At 39.5% G+C, this 16,200-nt stretch carries 15 protein-coding genes; 4 read left to right on the top strand and 11 right to left on the bottom strand.

Going from position 1 to position 16,200, the window contains the following annotated elements; translation table 11 throughout:
• The first annotated feature begins 39 nt into the window (after window positions 1–39).
• From AAC073_RS17205 to AAC073_RS17195, 3 genes are read left to right on the top strand one after another with little or no spacing between them, the layout of a single operon-like run.
• Window positions 40–1,413: a TolC family protein gene (locus AAC073_RS17205; RefSeq protein ID WP_339925038.1), complete on the top strand. Its 1,374-nt coding sequence runs from the start codon at window positions 40–42 to the stop codon at window positions 1,411–1,413.
• A gap of 18 nt (window positions 1,414–1,431) precedes the next feature.
• Window positions 1,432–2,388 (top strand): efflux RND transporter periplasmic adaptor subunit, encoded by a 957-nt coding sequence (locus tag AAC073_RS17200; RefSeq protein ID WP_339925037.1) that lies wholly within the window; start codon window positions 1,432–1,434, stop codon window positions 2,386–2,388.
• 6 nt (window positions 2,389–2,394) lie between these two features.
• A complete protein-coding gene (locus tag AAC073_RS17195; RefSeq protein WP_339925036.1) occupies window positions 2,395–3,555 on the top strand; it encodes an ABC transporter permease in 1,161 nt (386 codons plus the stop codon).
• 124 nt (window positions 3,556–3,679) lie between these two features.
• Here AAC073_RS17195 and ygiD read toward each other — a convergent pair whose 3' ends face one another.
• From ygiD to AAC073_RS17150, 9 genes are all read right to left on the bottom strand, one after another.
• Window positions 3,680–4,507 carry a 4,5-DOPA dioxygenase extradiol gene (ygiD, locus tag AAC073_RS17190; protein ID WP_339925035.1) on the bottom strand — a complete coding sequence of 276 codons (828 nt, stop codon included), beginning with the start codon at window positions 4,505–4,507 and terminating at the stop codon, window positions 3,680–3,682.
• Window positions 4,508–4,882: 375 nt separating this feature from the next.
• Window positions 4,883–5,080 (bottom strand): hypothetical protein, encoded by a 198-nt coding sequence (locus tag AAC073_RS17185; RefSeq protein ID WP_339925034.1) that lies wholly within the window; start codon window positions 5,078–5,080, stop codon window positions 4,883–4,885.
• Window positions 5,070–5,909 (bottom strand): class I SAM-dependent methyltransferase, encoded by an 840-nt coding sequence (locus tag AAC073_RS17180; RefSeq protein ID WP_339925033.1) that lies wholly within the window; start codon window positions 5,907–5,909, stop codon window positions 5,070–5,072. Before AAC073_RS17180 ends, AAC073_RS17185 begins: the two co-directional genes overlap by 11 nt.
• A gap of 815 nt (window positions 5,910–6,724) precedes the next feature.
• On the bottom strand, window positions 6,725–7,333 hold the full coding sequence (locus tag AAC073_RS17175) for a DUF975 family protein (protein WP_339925032.1): 609 nt from the start codon (window positions 7,331–7,333) through the stop codon (window positions 6,725–6,727).
• Between the two features lie 493 nt (window positions 7,334–7,826).
• Entirely contained in the window at window positions 7,827–8,222 is a 396-nt protein-coding gene (locus AAC073_RS17170; RefSeq protein WP_339925031.1) for an endonuclease domain-containing protein, read from the bottom strand.
• Window positions 8,223–8,395: 173 nt separating this feature from the next.
• A complete protein-coding gene (locus tag AAC073_RS17165) occupies window positions 8,396–9,424 on the bottom strand; it encodes an alpha/beta hydrolase (protein WP_339925030.1) in 1,029 nt (342 codons plus the stop codon).
• A 4-nt stretch (window positions 9,425–9,428) separates the two neighbouring features.
• Window positions 9,429–10,229 carry a pyrroline-5-carboxylate reductase gene (proC, locus tag AAC073_RS17160; protein WP_339925029.1) on the bottom strand — a complete coding sequence of 267 codons (801 nt, stop codon included), beginning with the start codon at window positions 10,227–10,229 and terminating at the stop codon, window positions 9,429–9,431.
• A gap of 70 nt (window positions 10,230–10,299) precedes the next feature.
• A complete protein-coding gene (locus AAC073_RS17155) occupies window positions 10,300–11,970 on the bottom strand; it encodes a M1 family metallopeptidase (RefSeq protein WP_339925028.1) in 1,671 nt (556 codons plus the stop codon).
• A 15-nt stretch (window positions 11,971–11,985) separates the two neighbouring features.
• Window positions 11,986–12,747: a creatininase family protein gene (locus tag AAC073_RS17150; RefSeq protein ID WP_339925027.1), complete on the bottom strand. Its 762-nt coding sequence runs from the start codon at window positions 12,745–12,747 to the stop codon at window positions 11,986–11,988.
• Between the two features lie 156 nt (window positions 12,748–12,903).
• On the opposite strand from AAC073_RS17150, the gene AAC073_RS17145 reads away from it, so the two are divergent.
• Window positions 12,904–13,755, top strand: coding sequence for a sugar phosphate isomerase/epimerase (locus AAC073_RS17145; RefSeq protein WP_339925026.1), 852 nt, complete (start codon window positions 12,904–12,906; stop codon window positions 13,753–13,755).
• A 49-nt stretch (window positions 13,756–13,804) separates the two neighbouring features.
• Here AAC073_RS17145 and AAC073_RS17140 read toward each other — a convergent pair whose 3' ends face one another.
• A complete protein-coding gene (locus tag AAC073_RS17140) occupies window positions 13,805–15,175 on the bottom strand; it encodes an amidohydrolase family protein (RefSeq protein ID WP_339925025.1) in 1,371 nt (456 codons plus the stop codon).
• A gap of 44 nt (window positions 15,176–15,219) precedes the next feature.
• Window positions 15,220–16,197: an NAD(P)H-quinone oxidoreductase gene (locus tag AAC073_RS17135; RefSeq protein ID WP_339925024.1), complete on the bottom strand. Its 978-nt coding sequence runs from the start codon at window positions 16,195–16,197 to the stop codon at window positions 15,220–15,222.
• Window positions 16,198–16,200 lie beyond the last annotated feature (3 nt).

Here is a 16,200-nt window from a genome sequence, read left to right as displayed (position 1 = left end):
CCTCAGGATCTTTGTATTGTAATTATAAAACAATTTACAATGAAACCATACAAAGGAGCATTTGCGATTCTATTGATTTTGCTTTTAACGGTGATGCCTTCGCTAACTAAGGGGCAGGAGTTAGATCCAATATTGAAAGGATTGATCAATAAAGGGCTGAGTAAAAGCCATACCATAAATGGTAAGTACTTGGATGCGGAACAGGCCAAAGTTGACCAACAATTGGCGAAATCAGTGTTTTTGCCCAAAATTACATTAAATGGGAGCTATACCCATTTGAATGATGACATTACTTTTGATGAGAATACGAGAACCCTATTAACAGAAACCCAAAAGCTTGTCATTAAAGACGCTGCAGGATTGCCTTTTAACTCAACTTTCCCAAATACCATCCCACTTCAGGAGGTTCCGGTTTTGCAAAACCAAAATATTCTGAGGTCATCAGTAGATGTTGATTGGGTGTTGTTTAGTGGGCTGGAAGCAAGCAATGCCCTCCAAGCGAGCAAACACAAGGAAGCCTCACTGAATTATCTAGGGATGGCAGAGGAAGATAAAATCGCTTTGAAAATCATAGAAGCCTATGATAAACTTGCCTTGGTAAAAGCTTCAAAAAAAGTTCTTACTACTTCAGAAAACTACTTGAATGAGCAGGCAACTTATGTCAATAAGGCCATTGAAAATGGTCTGGCAACACCTATCAGTCGAAATAAAATTGAACTGGCAAGGCAACAATTGAAAGCCAAAAAGCTTGAATTTGAACACAACAATATCCTGCTAATAGAAGTACTTCACCAGCTTACTGGAGAGAGTAGATCGGATTTAAGAATGCTTCATCCGCAATTGCATTCGTTTTCTGTAGATGGTGATGCCAACGGTCAGAAACGCAATGAAATCAAAGCTTTAGAAGAAGCTGAACAAGCGACCCAATTTCAGGCCAAAATGATAAAGAGCAATTTCATTCCTAAAGTAGCCCTGAAAGGTCACTATGAATTTATTGAAGAAAATTTATCATTGCTAGATCCAAAATGGTATGTAGGCGTAGGGCTAAAATGGAATGTTTTTGACGGCAACCAATCGCGCTTAAAAAGAAGAAAAGTTCAATTGGAGACTGCTAAATATAGAGAACAGATTGAAGAGGCCAATGAAATGATTGCCTTAGGAATATCCAAGGCTGAAATAAGCTACGAATCGGCCTTATTAAACAGTAAGATAGTTCAAAAGGAAATTGACCTGGCCAATGAAAATTATGAGATGGTCGATACGCAATACAAAAACAACCTGGCTTCGATCAATGATGTGTTGGATGCTCTAACTGATGTTGAGAAGGCCAATTTCAAATTGCAGGAATCTTATTTTAAAGAACGCCGAGCTGTGGCAGATCTGCTTCATGCCAAAGGAATACTTAATTACTAACCCATCAAAAATATAAAAATGAATACTTATAAAAATATACTACTAGGCAGTTTCGCAGTACTCGCATTGAATTCATGTCAGCAAGAGCAGTTAACCCCCAATAGAGGTAAAGTGAAATTTGAAACCATTTCAGTAAGTAACAAACTTGCCGGAAGAGTTGACAAAATATTTGTAGAAGAGGGGCAAAAAGTTAAGAAAGGAGATACCTTAGCCACAATTAATATTCCAGAAGTCCAAGCCAAAATGCTTCAGGCTGATGGAGCCATTTTGTCAGCTCAAGGACAATTCAATATGGCTTTAAATGGTGCTTCAATAGAACAACTAAACCAGATTGATGGCCAACTAAATGCTGGTAAAGCACAGTTGAATTTTGCTCAGGAATCTTTTACCCGTCTTGAAGCCATGTACAAAGATTCCTTGATAACCCAGCAGCAATTTGATGAGGTCAGGATGAAGCTCGACATGGCGAAAGCTCAGGTAGCTGCTTTAGCGGCCAAGCGAGATGAGGTGAAAAAAGGAGCGAGGGAAGAGCAAATTGAGCAAGCCAAAGGACAGTTGGATAGAGCAAAGGGGGCTAGGGAAGAAGTTGCCACCGCTTCTCTAGAGCAGTTTCTTATTGCTCCAGCAGATATGTCGGTAGAAACCATTAGCCTGGATGAAGGAGAGTTACTTACCCCCGGTTTTACCTTGTTCAATGGTTACAAAACCAACAGCATCTATTTCAGGTTTACTATTCCCGAATCAAGGATTTATGATTTTGAAGTAGGGCAGGAGTTAAGCTTAGTCAATCCTTATACCGAAGAAGAAGTAGTAGGTAAGATTGCAGCTATCAAGCAACTTGCCAAGTATGCTGACATTACAAGCACAGCACCCTTGTATGAGTTGTCCGAATCAATTTATGAATTAAAAGTAGTACCTACTTCAAATGTTCAGGGACAGAAGTTTTATATCAATGCTACTTTTCTGATAAAATAAAAAACAATGAAAAAATTCATAGGCTTATTAAAACTGGAATTCAGGCGTATTTTTTCCAATAGTGTCCTGATGGCAATCTTCTTTGGGGCGCCCATAGGCTACGGTATTTTATTTGGCTATGTGTACCAACAAGCCAAAGTCAAGGATTTGCCCATCGTTATAGTGGACCAAGATCAAAGTCCTGCATCGGATAAAATAATTGATGCTTTTGAAGACAATGAAGGCTTACATGTTTTTGATGTAAGGGCAATCCCTGGGGATATCATAAATGAAATGCCTGTAAATCAGTATGTCGCAGTAATTACCCTGCCCACTGATTTTGAAAAGGATCTTTTGCAAAAAAAACATCCAGAGGTGCGTGTAGATTTGAACATGGCAAATATTTTAAATGCCAACACAGCAAGCAATCATATCAATACGGTATTGATGACAATCAATGCTGGAATTGAAATAGAAGGGCTTAAAAAGCAAGGTTTCCACCCAGATCAGGCGAAAGCATCTTATGAAAGTTTTAAAATTAATTTCAATAAACTATATAATTCTACAGGAAACTATGTGACGTTTATGTTGCCTGGACTGCTAGCTGCCATTATGCAACAAATTATCTTTTTGGCAATGGCCTTGGCTTTCTCTCGAGATTTTGAGGATGGTTATTTTGGTAAGCTTGTAAAAGAAAGCAAGTCTTCGATTTATCACATAGGCTTAAAGGCAACTCCATTTCTGATTATGCTTCCCTTTATGTGGTTCATTATTAGTTTATTGTTGACCTTTTTTAATGTTAATTTGGATCTTTTAAATCTCCCCATGTTGGTTTTGACCACCTTGTTAACATTTGCTTCCATGTTTATTGGTATGTTGTTTTCAATAGCCATTCCAAGTCAGTTGAAAGCGACAGAGTTGTTGATGGTAATTTCTACGCCGGCATTTATTTTAAGTGGTTTTACCTGGCCTACTTCAGCTATTCCCGAACTTATTACCAATGTTGCCCAGTTTATTCCTGTTACACAATTTTTAAGTGGATTTAGGAAAATCGCTTTTTATGGAGGGGATCTGTCTTCAATTGGACCTGAAATTAGGATTTTAGTCGGGATAATTTTAGGGACTTTAATTGCAATGGTTTTCCTACTTCAATTCAAAATTAATCGCTTTGATAAAAAGAAAAATTGATATCCAATGAGGGGGTATTTTTCTGGTAAAAGGGATTTTGTCAGTGTTGTTGCAAAGATATTGTAACGATGCTGACAAGGTCAAACCTTTGCTAGGGAATTTTACCAAGGTTTAAAATCCAAATTCAATTAAACTTCACTGAAGTCATAGACAATGATCCTCCAATGGGCTGATCGTTAAATATAGTTGTTTCATCCTTTTTCTCCTTTAATGCCAAAGCATAGAGCAAGGGCAAATAGTGTTCAGGGGTTGGGATTGCTAGGTCAAATGCCCTTCCTTGACTTCTAAAGTCTATTAAACTTTGAAAATCCCCATCTTCAATGAAGGCCTTCATTTTCTCGTTGGCTTCTATGGCCCATTCAAATGCAAACGGTTCTCCCTGCAGTTTGTCCCAAGCGACTTTCCCCAAGTTGTGCACCATATTCCCGCTGCCAATAATTAAAACTCCTTTTTGCCGTAACAGGGACAATTGCTGCGCCAGTTCGAAGTGGTATTTTGCAGGCTTAGTATAATCCAGACTCATTTGTATAATGGGAACATCTGCTTTGGGGTAAAGGTGTTTGACCACGCTCCAAGCCCCATGGTCCAGCCCCCAACTCTCATTCAGTCCAATTTTAGTATTGGTGATTAAATCCTTTGTTTCCTGGGCCAGAGAAGGGCTGCCCGGGGCAGGATATTGCACGTCAAATAGGGCTTGGGGAAAACCTCCAAAATCATGAATGGTTCTTGGGTTTTCCATAGCAGTTACATAAGTGCCTTTGGTTTCCCAATGGGCAGAAATACACAATATAGCCCTTGGATATTGAATTTCTTCCCCTACCTTTTTAAAACCCTCTACAAACACATTCTCTTCAATTCCGTTCATCGGGCTGCCATGTCCAAGAAATAATACAGGCATTTTTTGGGTTCTAGAAAAGGATCCGGAGAGTTTGTTTAAAGCTTTAAGTGGCATGGATAATTTGATTATTGGGTGGCTTGAAATTTTAAATTTTAGGGGTTAGGATTAAATGTATTCATCCCCTATATAGGTATACTTTTGTTTATAAATAAAGGGTTACCTTAATTTTTTTTAATTGAATAAAAGAAAAAAAAAAAGACCCTAGCCATAGATTTTGTTAGGATTATAACAAGTGATTTTGGCGGAATTGTTGCACAATAAAAGCAACTAAACCACCAAAATCAGTTTTCAATCAGCCATTTACCCGGAGACTAGTGCCCCGGCAATCAAAATGTCAGCCCTAGTGGTTTTATTTAAAAGATAAATTTCATCCCAAGATCAATTTAGAAGCAATGCAATGACACAATGGGATTCCTGTACCACCTATACTTATGCTTTTTTGTGCTTCATAGGAGAATAACTACAAATCCCTTGGCGTTCATATTTGATTTTATTTTCGGACAGGAGCATCACTAGTATTTTTCTGGTTTCTTCCTCTTCCAGACCAATTTGCTCCCCTAGGTCAATTTCGTTAATCCGACCTTTACTTTGCTTTAATGCTTTGAAGTAATGTGCTTTATTTTTCATAGGGGGATATTTTTTTAATTGCGATCATCATGTGTGGACTTAAAGGCAGTAGGTTGCCATCATTTTCAGTGAGCTGAATTAGTTCTAACAATGTTTTTCTTCGTTCACTATTTTCCATATTGGCAAAATAATTTTTGTCCAACCAGGCCATGCCTTCCACTGCATAAGTATTTATATGGATAAATTCTTGGTTCAAGAACTCATCTTTAAGTTGATTGGGCGTGTGATAATAAGCTTCAGCCAATAGCCATGGGAAATCCAAGGGTGGGTTGTGTATTCCTGAGGTTAATTCTTCTTTACACATTTCGAAAAATGATTTTTTGTGAATCAATCCATTTAGGAGGCCCACCAAAGTTGAAGCAGTGTAGTTGATCGCGAAGCCCAAAACAATGCCGTTGGTTTTTAAAACCCGTTTTGCTTCTCGAATGGTCAATTCGCGGTCAGCCTCCTTTTGAAGGTGGTAAAGTGGTCCGTGGAGAATAATCAGGTCAGCAAAATTATTTGGAAATTGTAAATTCCTAGACTCACCTCTGTGAACATGAAATTTATTATTCGGTTTATTGGCTCTTTTTAAGGCGATTTTAATGTGCTTTTCAACTGGTTCTACCATATGGACTTGATGCCCTTTTTGGGCAAGCCATTCCGAATACTTTCCGGTACCGCCACCTATGTCTAGGATACAGGAAGGAGAAGGAGGCAAGTATTTGTCTATAAGTGATTTTATTCTTTCAAATTCAAATAGGCCCATGCCTTTGTCCAATCGGGTTTCTTCAGAAGCTTTGGTGTAGAAATGGTTGATGTTGTTATTGATTAAGTGTTTACTTTTCATCTAAAACATTAATGTCCCACACATTTATAAATGTTGAAAACATTTAAAAACGAAGCGGCAATTGATTAAAAAATCAACTGGTCTTGGTTAAATAATTAAAAAGGGTGTGATTATCTGTTCATAGGAAATCAGGAGATTCCCATGGAGCAATTGCTCGTTAGACGAGTTTGCCTTTTAAAAAGACACAGATAATATGTTGATTTCAGTATAACAGATGATAAAGGTAGGGGATTAGATTTAATTTTTACTGATTTTAAAGGATTTTTTAAGATGGTATTACTTTTCGATTGAGGTTAAGATTTTGTCAGTATTGTTGCAGGAAAAAAGCAACAATACCGCCAAAATCAGTTGAGGTACAGACAATATTACAGGGGCTATTGCCCCTGCCTACAAAAATGTCACCCCTGACCGGGGTTTTATGTTTATTCGAAATTTAATGCGGTTGACAATTTTAGCCTACCAGCCTGAGTTTGATTTTATATATACCTCAGCTTGAATTAAATTATCATTAAGAATGGTTAAAGCCTCACTGAAAGCACTTTTGGGGGTTTGCTGAGGGTAGGAAAGGGTGAAGCAGTCTCGCCCGTTTTCGATCCCTGAGCCTGTCGAAGGGTCCCATGACTTCTTCTACGCAAATTCCTCCCTAAGCTTCGGAATGACGATTTTCTCATAATTGTAAGCCGAACTCAGATAACCAATAGTTAAATTGGCTGAGTTAAAAAAAGAAAACCAACTCCCTTGACAATATTCGAGAGAGTTGGTCTATTGATTAATTTATTTGCGAGATAGCTTTACTCTTTGCTAGAAAAATGATTTTAGATAACCTCAGGGATGACATTCCTGTCTTTTATGTCCATATAAAATTTAGCCAGCGTCACATTGGCAAAGGGGATAAACCACAAAAATCCAATTCCCAAGGTAAGGATACAAAGCAAAGCCATACCAAGAAACATCAAGAACATAAGGAAAAGCTTCATTTTGTAACCATTCATCATTTGCTTGCTTTTGTCAATGGCATCCAGTGGGCCGATGTTTGGGTCATCAGCGATGATATAGAAAGTCATGGCATAGGAAAGGGCGGCAATGATTCCCGGGATTATCAATAAAAGCATCCATAGAATAACAAATATTATTATCAGTAAATAGGCGCCTAAAGCTGTACCAAAATTCTGGAAGCCATCAAATATTTGTTGCAGTCTTACATATTGATTGCGGGCAATGCTTAAAGAAAATAGGGCAAGACCTAATGTCATAGGTCCTGTAATTAACAAGGTTCCCAAACTTATCATGGGGTAGTATTCCGCCATCCCTTGTAAAAAACCCATAATGATATAATATACAAGAAAAGTACCTATGGCCAGCCCCCAATTACCCTTTAGGGATTCACGTGCCATTTTCATTAGTTCTACATTCTCTGTTCCCATGTTTTTATCTTTCAGGTTTTAGGTGGCTAGGTAGCGTTTGTTCTTTTATAATTGTTGGAAAAATATTAAGAGCTTAGCCCTTAGGATTGAATATAAGTTAAATTTTAGACGAGACCAATAGTTTGAAATATTATTTGCCATTTTGGTGCGTTTTGATTTATACCGGACCCTGATCGGAGGAAGGAGCAGGATATACGGATACGTTCCCCTATGGCTTCGGCTCCGCTCAGCAGTCGGGTTTGAAGTGAAGCAACTTGATTTAAATAGGTGCTTAGAGGTGTTTGATTAAGTACCGCGTAAGTTAGACAGTTACGTAAAAAATCCCCCTTGCCCCCTTTTGAAGGGGGACTTTGTTACGTTAGGATTTAACATATGCGGTTTACCTTCAAGCTTTATCAGCACAATTAATTTCAGAAAATCAGCCTAAAATGTCATTTGCTGCAACTCCCCCTTATTAAGGGGGCAGGGGGATTTTTAATCAAATATCCCAAGTTTAGAATGAGGTTTTAGGAATATCATTTTTCAATTCCCAATTATCAATATAATTTCCTATCTCCATTAAAACATAGGGCATAGATTTCTTGACATCCCTGTCCAAAAACCTTAGAAAAAAGAGATCCATTTTCACCAAAATCAATTGCCGTTTTTGGTCTTGAACCACCGATTCAGGATATAAATGGCTATCTCCATCAATTTCGATTACCAATTGTAATTTCTTAGAGTAAAAATCAACAATAAAATGCCCTAATGGTTTTTGCCTATTGAAGGCATACCCTCGAAATTGTCTGCCTTTTAACTTTTGCCATAATAAAACTTCGGATAGGGTTGAATGAGTTCTTAAGTCTCTGGAAAATTCTTTTAAATTTTTATTATAAGGAAGAAAATGCATGGTAAAATATAGAAATTTTTACGCTTATTTTCTAGATTTCCTCTTTAAAAACAGGGTTTAGCGTTTTAAATTTTATTATATTATTTAAAAACACGTAACAAAATCCCCCTTGCCTCTTAGAAAGGGGGATTTGGATATTTCTCCAATTGACGATTGCGTTACTGACTTTAAATTTATTTCTCCATTACATTCACACTATCCGCCGGGCTAAGCTGAATCACCTCCTGCAGAAACCTTATGCTTTCCGCTAGCACTTCGTCCCAACTATCCGTTTTTAAGCTGGAAGCGATCACATGGTCACCGGCCTCAGGGAAAGCTACTTTTCTTTTTTTGTTTTCTGGGGTACTTACACTGGCATACATGTCCAGCATGGCAGGAACAGAGACCACTTTATCCTGTTCTTCCTCATTTTTGTAATAATAGGCCAGAAACAGCGGTTGTTTTACTTTTTCAAAAGTCTCCTTGTTCATTTTACTTTTAAGCAACACAGCCAGACTTGTGTAGGCATTGATATGATAATTCTTTGCCCAATATTTTCCTTCTTCGGGTTCTCTTTCTATCACCTGCACCCCATTTTCATTGGTCATGGTCATTTCCATTAACTGCTTCATCCAAGGCTGAAACAAGGGATCAAGTCGATCACCATAGATGGCGATACATGGGGAGTATAAAACCAAGGAATGAATTTCCGGTCTTTCCTCCGCCAAGATCAATGACAAAGCCCCACCCATAGAGGTTCCTACTACGATCACGCTATCGCCCAATTGTCTGCTGATCATATAGGCCTTTCTTGCCCCATCCACCAGACTTTTGGCATTTAAGTGTTCAAAAGCATTTGCTCGCTCTATGCCATGTTCCGGTAGTCTGGCCAAGTAGAGGTTGGCACCAAAATGTTTGGCCAATTGCTGATGTACAGGATCACCTTCCATCTGGCTGGCACCAAAGCCGTGTACATAGAGAATACTGTAAGCGGTTTTTTCCTTTTTCTCAGGGTCAGCCCAGACTATCTTGGCTTCATTATTAGGTTTAAGGCCTTGCACAGTGTCTTCACCCTGCTGTATATAGGCTTCCAGGTCGTTGAGATTTGATGGCACTTCAGGATAGCTGCCTGATAGGTCCTGAATACTTTCTTTTGGTCCGAGCATATAAAAGATGACAATAAAAATGGCTGAACCCATCAGCCAGGGAAGGACTCTTTTCATGATTTTATTTTTTGATGTCTTCGTAAGAGGCAACTACCCCTCGAACCATGGCAGAACTGAAGCCATGGTGCTCCATTTCATTTAAGCCCTTGATGGTAGAGCCTTTTGGCGTCGTTACCTTATCTATGGCAGCTTCAGGGTGAATCCCTTTCTGAATAATCAATTCGGCTGCACCTTTTACGGTTTGGGTCACAATTTTATTGGCTGTTTTGGCATCAAAACCTATTTGGATACCTCCCTGTGTCATGGCACGCATAAAGCGCAAGACAAATGCAGTGCCGCAAGCCCCCAACACCGTAGCGGCTTCCATCAGGTGTTCTTCTATCGTTATGCTTATGCCTACACTATTGAATATTTCCTTGACTGTATTTTCGGTTTCTGGGATGAAATCATCACCACAGATACAAGTAATGGATTCTTTAATATCTGCCGCTATATTGGGCATAACCCTAAAAACCGTAGTGCCGGGTTCGAGTTCAGCCTTTATGGCCTGCAAGGTAATACCGGCAGCTAGCGAAGCAATAACTTGCTTGTCTTTCTTTAAAAATGGTTTGATCTCCTGTAAAATAGGCTGAATATTGTAAGGTTTTACACCTAAAATTACAAAGTCTGCATCCTTCACAGCCTCTTTATTGTCTGCCAATACCGTGACACCTTGGGATTCCAGGTAAAACAAACTTTCCGGATGTCTTTTGGTGACGATCAGTCTTTTACCATCAAATCCTTCTGTACTCAATAAGCCGTTTGCTATAGATAGCCCAAGGTTTCCGCAACCTATGATGGCTATTTTTTTATTATTGTCCATTGATATAGTCCTTATTTAAAATCCAAGCGATAAATTTACTCATAATTTATGAGATATCGAGAATGCTTGTTTATTCGATGGCTTGGATTTGTTGCACATAAATGAGAAAGTTAGGTTCTACTTCAATGGCTACATTAGCTGCAAATTTTTCAGCCCTTTTCCAGCCCTTTTCCGGATCAATCCAATGCGTCTTTTCCTTTTGATTGATTTTCAAAGGCATGGCAAAATTGGCAACCGTGTTCTCCCACCGGTAAAACAATTTGTTATCCTTCCAGTAGTATTGAAAAATAGGCACCTTTTCGGTGCGTAGGTATTGGTCAAAAAAAGCCTGAAGATTCAAACCACTTTCTTCAGCCAAAAAGGTCTCTATTTCAACGGTAGTTACCGTCTGATGGTAAAAAACCTTGTTCATTTTCCTTAATATGCCTCTCCATTTTTCATCATTGTCAATCAACTGCCGTAGAGTATGCAGAATATTCGCCCCTTTGAAATACATGTCTCCGGAACCCCGTTGATTAACATCATAATCCCCAATAATTGGCCCATCGTTTCTTATGATATTCCTAGCCCCTTGAAGGTATTGATTTCCGGCAATGACGCCATAATGATAGTCCAAGAAAAGACTTTCCGAATAAGTGGTGAAACTTTCATGAATCCACATGTCGGCAATGTCTTTATAGGTGATGTTATTGGCAAACCACTCGTGACCTGCTTCGTGAATGATGATATAGTCAAAGGTAAGTCCCCAGCCTGTTTCACTAAAATCCTTGCCCTTGTACCCATTGGAATAGCCATTTCCATAGGTGACCGCCGACTGGTGTTCCATGCCAAGATAAGGTACTTCGATTAGCTTAAAACCATCCTCATAAAAAGGGTAGGGGCCAAACCAATGTTCGAAGGCCCGCATTAATCGAGGCACATCCCTGAATTGCACTTTGGCTTTTTCGAGGTTTTCTTTGAGGACATAATAGTCCAAAGTTAAAGGCCCTTTTTCACCCTGATACATTTCTGAAAAATGCGCATAATCCGCTATGCTTAGGTTTACCCCATAATTGGCTATAGGATTGCTTACAAACCAGTGATAAGTGCTTTTCTTGTCCTGGTGTTTTTCTATTTCACGAAGCCTGCCATTGGATACGTTTACAAGCGGATCGGGTACTTTTACACTGATCAACATGCTATCAGGTTCATCGTACATGTGGTCTTTACAAGGCCACCATAGACTAGCTCCATCCCCTTGGTTAGAATTGGCGATAAATGGTTTTCCCTTATTATCTTCTCCCCAAGTCAGTCCGCCTTCCCAAGGAGGATTAGGGCTTATTTTAGGTGTTCCACTGTAGGTAACTTCCAGAAAATTTAAATCTCCTACCTTTTGGTGCTCAACAAGGTTAACAAAGTAAGCGTTGCCCTCCCTTTTAAATTTTAAGGATTTTCCTTTTTGAGAAAATTCCTGAATTTTCATAGGCTGTTGCAGGTCAATTTGCATGACCTGTCCGGGCTTTAATACCTTATAATAAATGGTATTGCTACCTTCAATGGATTTTTGTTTGGGCTTGACCTCTATGTCGAGGTGATAATAAACCAGGTCCCACCATTCTCGTTCGGGAGTAATGCTTCCACGCAAACTATCCTGTCTGGAATAAGAATGTCCTGTTTGTTGGGCCATTCCGGTAGGAACAAAATAGGTAGTGAAAAGTAAAAGGATTAGGGCAAAGGTTATTTTTTGCAAAGGTTTTTTCATTAATTATTTTGTGATTTATTCATACCTGTCATTGATATCCAAATTGGACAGATCAATCATCAGCTCAGCAATTTTTTCACTGGTGTCCTTTAAGAAGCGTTCGCCTTTTTCTGCTGTGGAGGCTTTAGGGTTTCCTATGCCGGTATCTTCTGTGACCATGGACCATTTTCTCTCTGCCCAAGCCCAGCCTTCACGAATGGCTTTCACTTTTGATTTCTTGTCTTTACCCTCCCCAGCTTCTTCCAAAGGCATTACCAAATGGCTGTGAAGATGCATGATAAGGCTGGTTTCCATCTCATCTGCATGGTCTCCCATGTGTTCAAAATACTTGGGTTTGTCCATGGCTTGAAACCAATTACATGTACTAAAAAACATGTCAGGAAATAATAAACCTATTTCTCTCAATATGGTTTTAAAATCATTGCCCCCATGGCTGTTAAGGATAAGCAGTTTTGGAATACCTTGTCTATGCAGAACAGTAACAAGGTCCTTCAAAATGGCCAATTGTGTACTGGGATTCAAATTCATGTCTAAGTAAATATCCGACTGACCGGTGTTTACCCCAAAAGGAATGGTAGGGAGAATCATTACCTTTGCTCCGGCTTCCCAGGCAATTTTACCGGCAGCAGCTCCAAAAGCATCCGCTTCATAAACATCGGTCCCATAGGGAAGGTGATAATTATGGGCTTCCGTAGCGCCCCAAGGCAACACCGCCAACTCAATTTTCTCTTCTTTTAATGCTTTCCAGTTGGTCTCGGCTAAGATATATGGTCTCATTTATAAAAGGTTTGGTAATGCGAAATATCTCTAAAAATGTAAATAAACCACAAATTTTTAGAATTCCCATCCATAAAATTCCTTAGTTCCCTCTATATTGCAAGATCAAAATGTAACGCTGACAATAAACAGTAGCATAAAATAAACCTAATCATCATGTCACAATCAAAAAACAATAGAAGAGACTTTGTCAAAAAGAGTATCTTCGGTACTATAGGAGGAGTGGCTCTGGCTGGTTCCAGCCTAAAAGTAAACGCGGCAACATTGGCAAAGCCCTCTGATCTTAAATTGGCATTTGCTGGCTATACTTTTGTTCATTTCAAGTTGGAAGAATCATTGGAAATGATTCAAAAAGTAGATGTAAATTACCTTTGTATCAAAGATTTCCATTTGCCTATGGACAGTACTGATGCTGAAATAGCCGCATTTCACAAGCGTTTGGCAGATGCAAATATAAAAGGCTATGCAGTGGGTCCAATTTATTCGAAAACGCAGGAGGCCATAGACAAGGCCTTTGATTACGCCAAAAGGGTTGGAGTAGATATGATTGTTGGTATTCCAAGAATTGAAGATTTACCCTACCTTGATGCTAAGGTAAAAGAGTTTGATATCAGGTTTGCCATCCATAATCATGGTCCGGAAGATAAATTGTATCCAAATGCAACCGTTATCATGAGCCATATTAAAGATTTAGACGAGCGTATCGGGATGTGCTTCGACATTGGACACAATATGCGTGATGGACACGATCCTGTAGCGGACATTAAAAAGTACAAAAGCCGTATTTTTGATTTACACTTAAAGAATGTTTCTAAGGCAGAGGCAGAAGGCAAAACAATTGAACTTGGAAGAGGAGTTATCGATATACCAGCAGTGGTGAAAATGCTTGCCAAAGTCAACTATACAGGACACTTAGCCATGGAATATGAAAAAGACATGAAAGATCCAATGGCTGGAATTGCTGAATCAGTAGGTTATTACCGAGGCGTTGTTGATGGCTTAGGTTGATAGTGAATTGGCATGAAAAATAATAGCGAGTAGCTTTACTTTAATGGAGCTACTCGTATTTTTTTGCTATTTCGCTAAGTTTTTCTTTTATGGTTTTTTCATCGAGCCACTGCCCTCTAGCCATCACCCCAAGAGGAGCTTTCAGATGTCGCAGATCATCCAATGGATTTTCCTTCAACAGAATCAAATCTGCCTCCATTCCTTCTTCTATTTCGCCGAAGTTCCCGTCAAAAAATAAGGCTGGGTTAATTGTTCCTGTTTGTAATATTTCCAATGGCCTTAAGCCGGCAGCCAGCATTCCTTGGATTTCATGATGGATGGAAAATCCTGGAACATTAAATACTTGGGGAGCATCAGACCCTAGAAGCAAACCCTGACCATCCTCCTGCAAGGCTTTGATCAATTGGTACCGCAATTGATTGAATTGCTTCCATTTTACCTCATCGAAATTGTCAGCTTTGGTCAGGTTATTTTTACTGTTTACCCAATTTTCTCTGGTTTGAGGACTCATGTATTGCATTTCTTCCTGATTGACCAATTTTTCAGCCGGAATTGGGGAGAACCAACGCTCAAAAAGGGACTGTGTAGGGACCACCCATACTTTGTTTTTTTTGCTTAAGGCTACCAGTTCAGGGATTGTATTTGAGTCTGCCAAATCCGTGAAATTATAGCCAAAGAAACCATTCTCAGTAGGGTTAACGCCTGCTTCTTCAGGGACCAACCCTTCAACAAATCCGTCGATATGATCAATGGTTTGGTAGCCGTTTTCCAAAGCATGTCTGATTCTGACCAAATTGGAGACATGCCCAGCATAGGATATTCCATATTCTTTCGAGGCAATAACAAGGGTATCAAATACATGTTTTCTGATACCCGGATGGAGTTTTAAAAAATCATAACCTGCTTCTGCATAGTCTTTGACTTTTTTGCGTGCTTCCTCCGGAGTAGTGACGGTATTCCCATTTAAAGAAGGGCTGGACGTATAGATCCTTGGGGATAAAATTTCTTGGTTTGCAGCTTTCTCTCTCAAAGGAAGGTGGACATCATTCCCAAGCATGCCTCTAATGGTAGTTATCCCATTGGAGAGGTACAAGAATAAGGTCTCCTGAACCAAAGGGTCATCCCAGGGTTTGTCAGGAATATGAGCATGCATTTCTGCTAATCCTGGAAGCAGGTAATTTCCTTTGCCTTCAATTACTCTGGCCTCAGCAAAATCAATTTCTTCTTCCAAGGAGAGGATTTGTTCAATTTCTCTTCCCTTAACAATGACATGAGAAGGAGTGATGGCTCCCGATCTGACATCCACAATATTTACATCCTTAAATATGATCTGATCAGCCGTTAAGACCCGGGTTTCTTTTTTTGCATTAAATCCAAAAAGGGCTACTATAATGAAAAGGGCAAGAAAATGATTTTTCATAACAGGTGATCGTTTTCTGGTTAGCGGATATTTTTTGTTTTATTTTATGCCAAAAGCAATATCTTACCGATATGCTTTGAACTCTCTAGTAACTTGTGTGCTTCCGAAGCCTCAGCAAGTGGAAAAGCAGTATGGATCACAGGCTTAATTTTATCAGGGAACAAAGGCCATATTTTTGCCATTAATTGGGTAGCGATATGTCCCTTGTATTCCTTTGATTGGGGCCTCAGGGTAGATCCTGAGAGTACCAGTTCCTTGGTCATTATTCGAATTAAATCTACTTCCCCAATTCTATTCTTCATCGCATTAATCATGATTAACCTTCCTTTTCGATTCAATAGGCGAAGGTTTTTGAGGGTATATTCTCCACCCACCATGTCCAGAATTATATCTATTCCTTTTTTGCCAAGGGAATCTTTAATGGCCACCTCGAAGTCTTTTTGCTTGTAATTGATTGCCAGAATAGCACCCAAATCCAGGCAGGTTTCACATTTTTCTTCGGAACCTGCTGTAGTAATTACCTGACCGCCCATGGCTTTAATCATTTGTATGGTAGCCACCCCTATGCCACTGCTACCTCCATGTACGAGGACGGTTTCATTCTTTTTAAATTTGCCAATTTCAAAGACATTGTTCCACACTGTAAAAAAGGTTTCTGGAAGGGAGGCTGCTTCTTCTAGACTAAGTCCCTCCGGGATTGTCAAACATTGCTCCTGAGGGGCAGATGCATATTCAGCATAACCACCCCCACTTACTAAAGCGCATATTTCGTCGCCGATTTCCCAAGACTTCACATTTTCACCAAACCCAGCCACCCAGCCGGATATCTCCAGCCCTGGTATATCCTTTGAGGCCCCTTCCGGGGCGGGGTAATTCCCTTGTCGCTGCGCTATATCAGGTCTATTGATGCCTGCTGCCCTGACTTTTATTAATACTTCATCTTGACCAATTTCAGGAATGTCCCTTTCTGTGATTTTTAAAACCTCAGGTCCTCCAGGTTTTGTGATAACTACTGCTTTCATAAT

This window comes from uncultured Cyclobacterium sp. (assembly GCF_963977555.1).
Taxonomy (GTDB): Bacteria; Bacteroidota; Bacteroidia; order Cytophagales; family Cyclobacteriaceae; genus Cyclobacterium.
The sequence above is the reverse complement of the archived record's forward strand: the minus strand, read 5'-3'. Positions and strand labels throughout refer to the sequence as shown.

Bases quoted from the DNA above. Each gene is read 5' to 3' on its own strand.
- AAC073_RS17205 (WP_339925038.1), top strand. From the start codon at position 40: ATGAAACCATACAAAGGAGCATTTGCGATTCTATTGATTTTGCTTTTA.
- AAC073_RS17200 (WP_339925037.1), top strand. From the start codon at position 1,432: ATGAATACTTATAAAAATATACTACTAGGCAGTTTCGCAGTACTCGCA.
- AAC073_RS17180 (WP_339925033.1), bottom strand. From the start codon at position 5,909: ATGAAAAGTAAACACTTAATCAATAACAACATCAACCATTTCTACACC.
- AAC073_RS17145 (WP_339925026.1), top strand. From the start codon at position 12,904: ATGTCACAATCAAAAAACAATAGAAGAGACTTTGTCAAAAAGAGTATC.
- AAC073_RS17135 (WP_339925024.1), bottom strand. From the start codon at position 16,197: ATGAAAGCAGTAGTTATCACAAAACCTGGAGGACCTGAGGTTTTAAAA.
- AAC073_RS17170 (WP_339925031.1), bottom strand. From the start codon at position 8,222: ATGCATTTTCTTCCTTATAATAAAAATTTAAAAGAATTTTCCAGAGAC.
- ygiD (WP_339925035.1), bottom strand. From the start codon at position 4,507: ATGCCACTTAAAGCTTTAAACAAACTCTCCGGATCCTTTTCTAGAACC.
- AAC073_RS17175 (WP_339925032.1), bottom strand. From the start codon at position 7,333: ATGGGAACAGAGAATGTAGAACTAATGAAAATGGCACGTGAATCCCTA.
- AAC073_RS17195 (WP_339925036.1), top strand. From the start codon at position 2,395: ATGAAAAAATTCATAGGCTTATTAAAACTGGAATTCAGGCGTATTTTT.
- AAC073_RS17155 (WP_339925028.1), bottom strand. From the start codon at position 11,970: ATGAAAAAACCTTTGCAAAAAATAACCTTTGCCCTAATCCTTTTACTT.
- AAC073_RS17185 (WP_339925034.1), bottom strand. From the start codon at position 5,080: ATGAAAAATAAAGCACATTACTTCAAAGCATTAAAGCAAAGTAAAGGT.
- AAC073_RS17150 (WP_339925027.1), bottom strand. From the start codon at position 12,747: ATGAGACCATATATCTTAGCCGAGACCAACTGGAAAGCATTAAAAGAA.
- AAC073_RS17165 (WP_339925030.1), bottom strand. From the start codon at position 9,424: ATGAAAAGAGTCCTTCCCTGGCTGATGGGTTCAGCCATTTTTATTGTC.
- proC (WP_339925029.1), bottom strand. From the start codon at position 10,229: ATGGACAATAATAAAAAAATAGCCATCATAGGTTGCGGAAACCTTGGG.
- AAC073_RS17140 (WP_339925025.1), bottom strand. From the start codon at position 15,175: ATGAAAAATCATTTTCTTGCCCTTTTCATTATAGTAGCCCTTTTTGGA.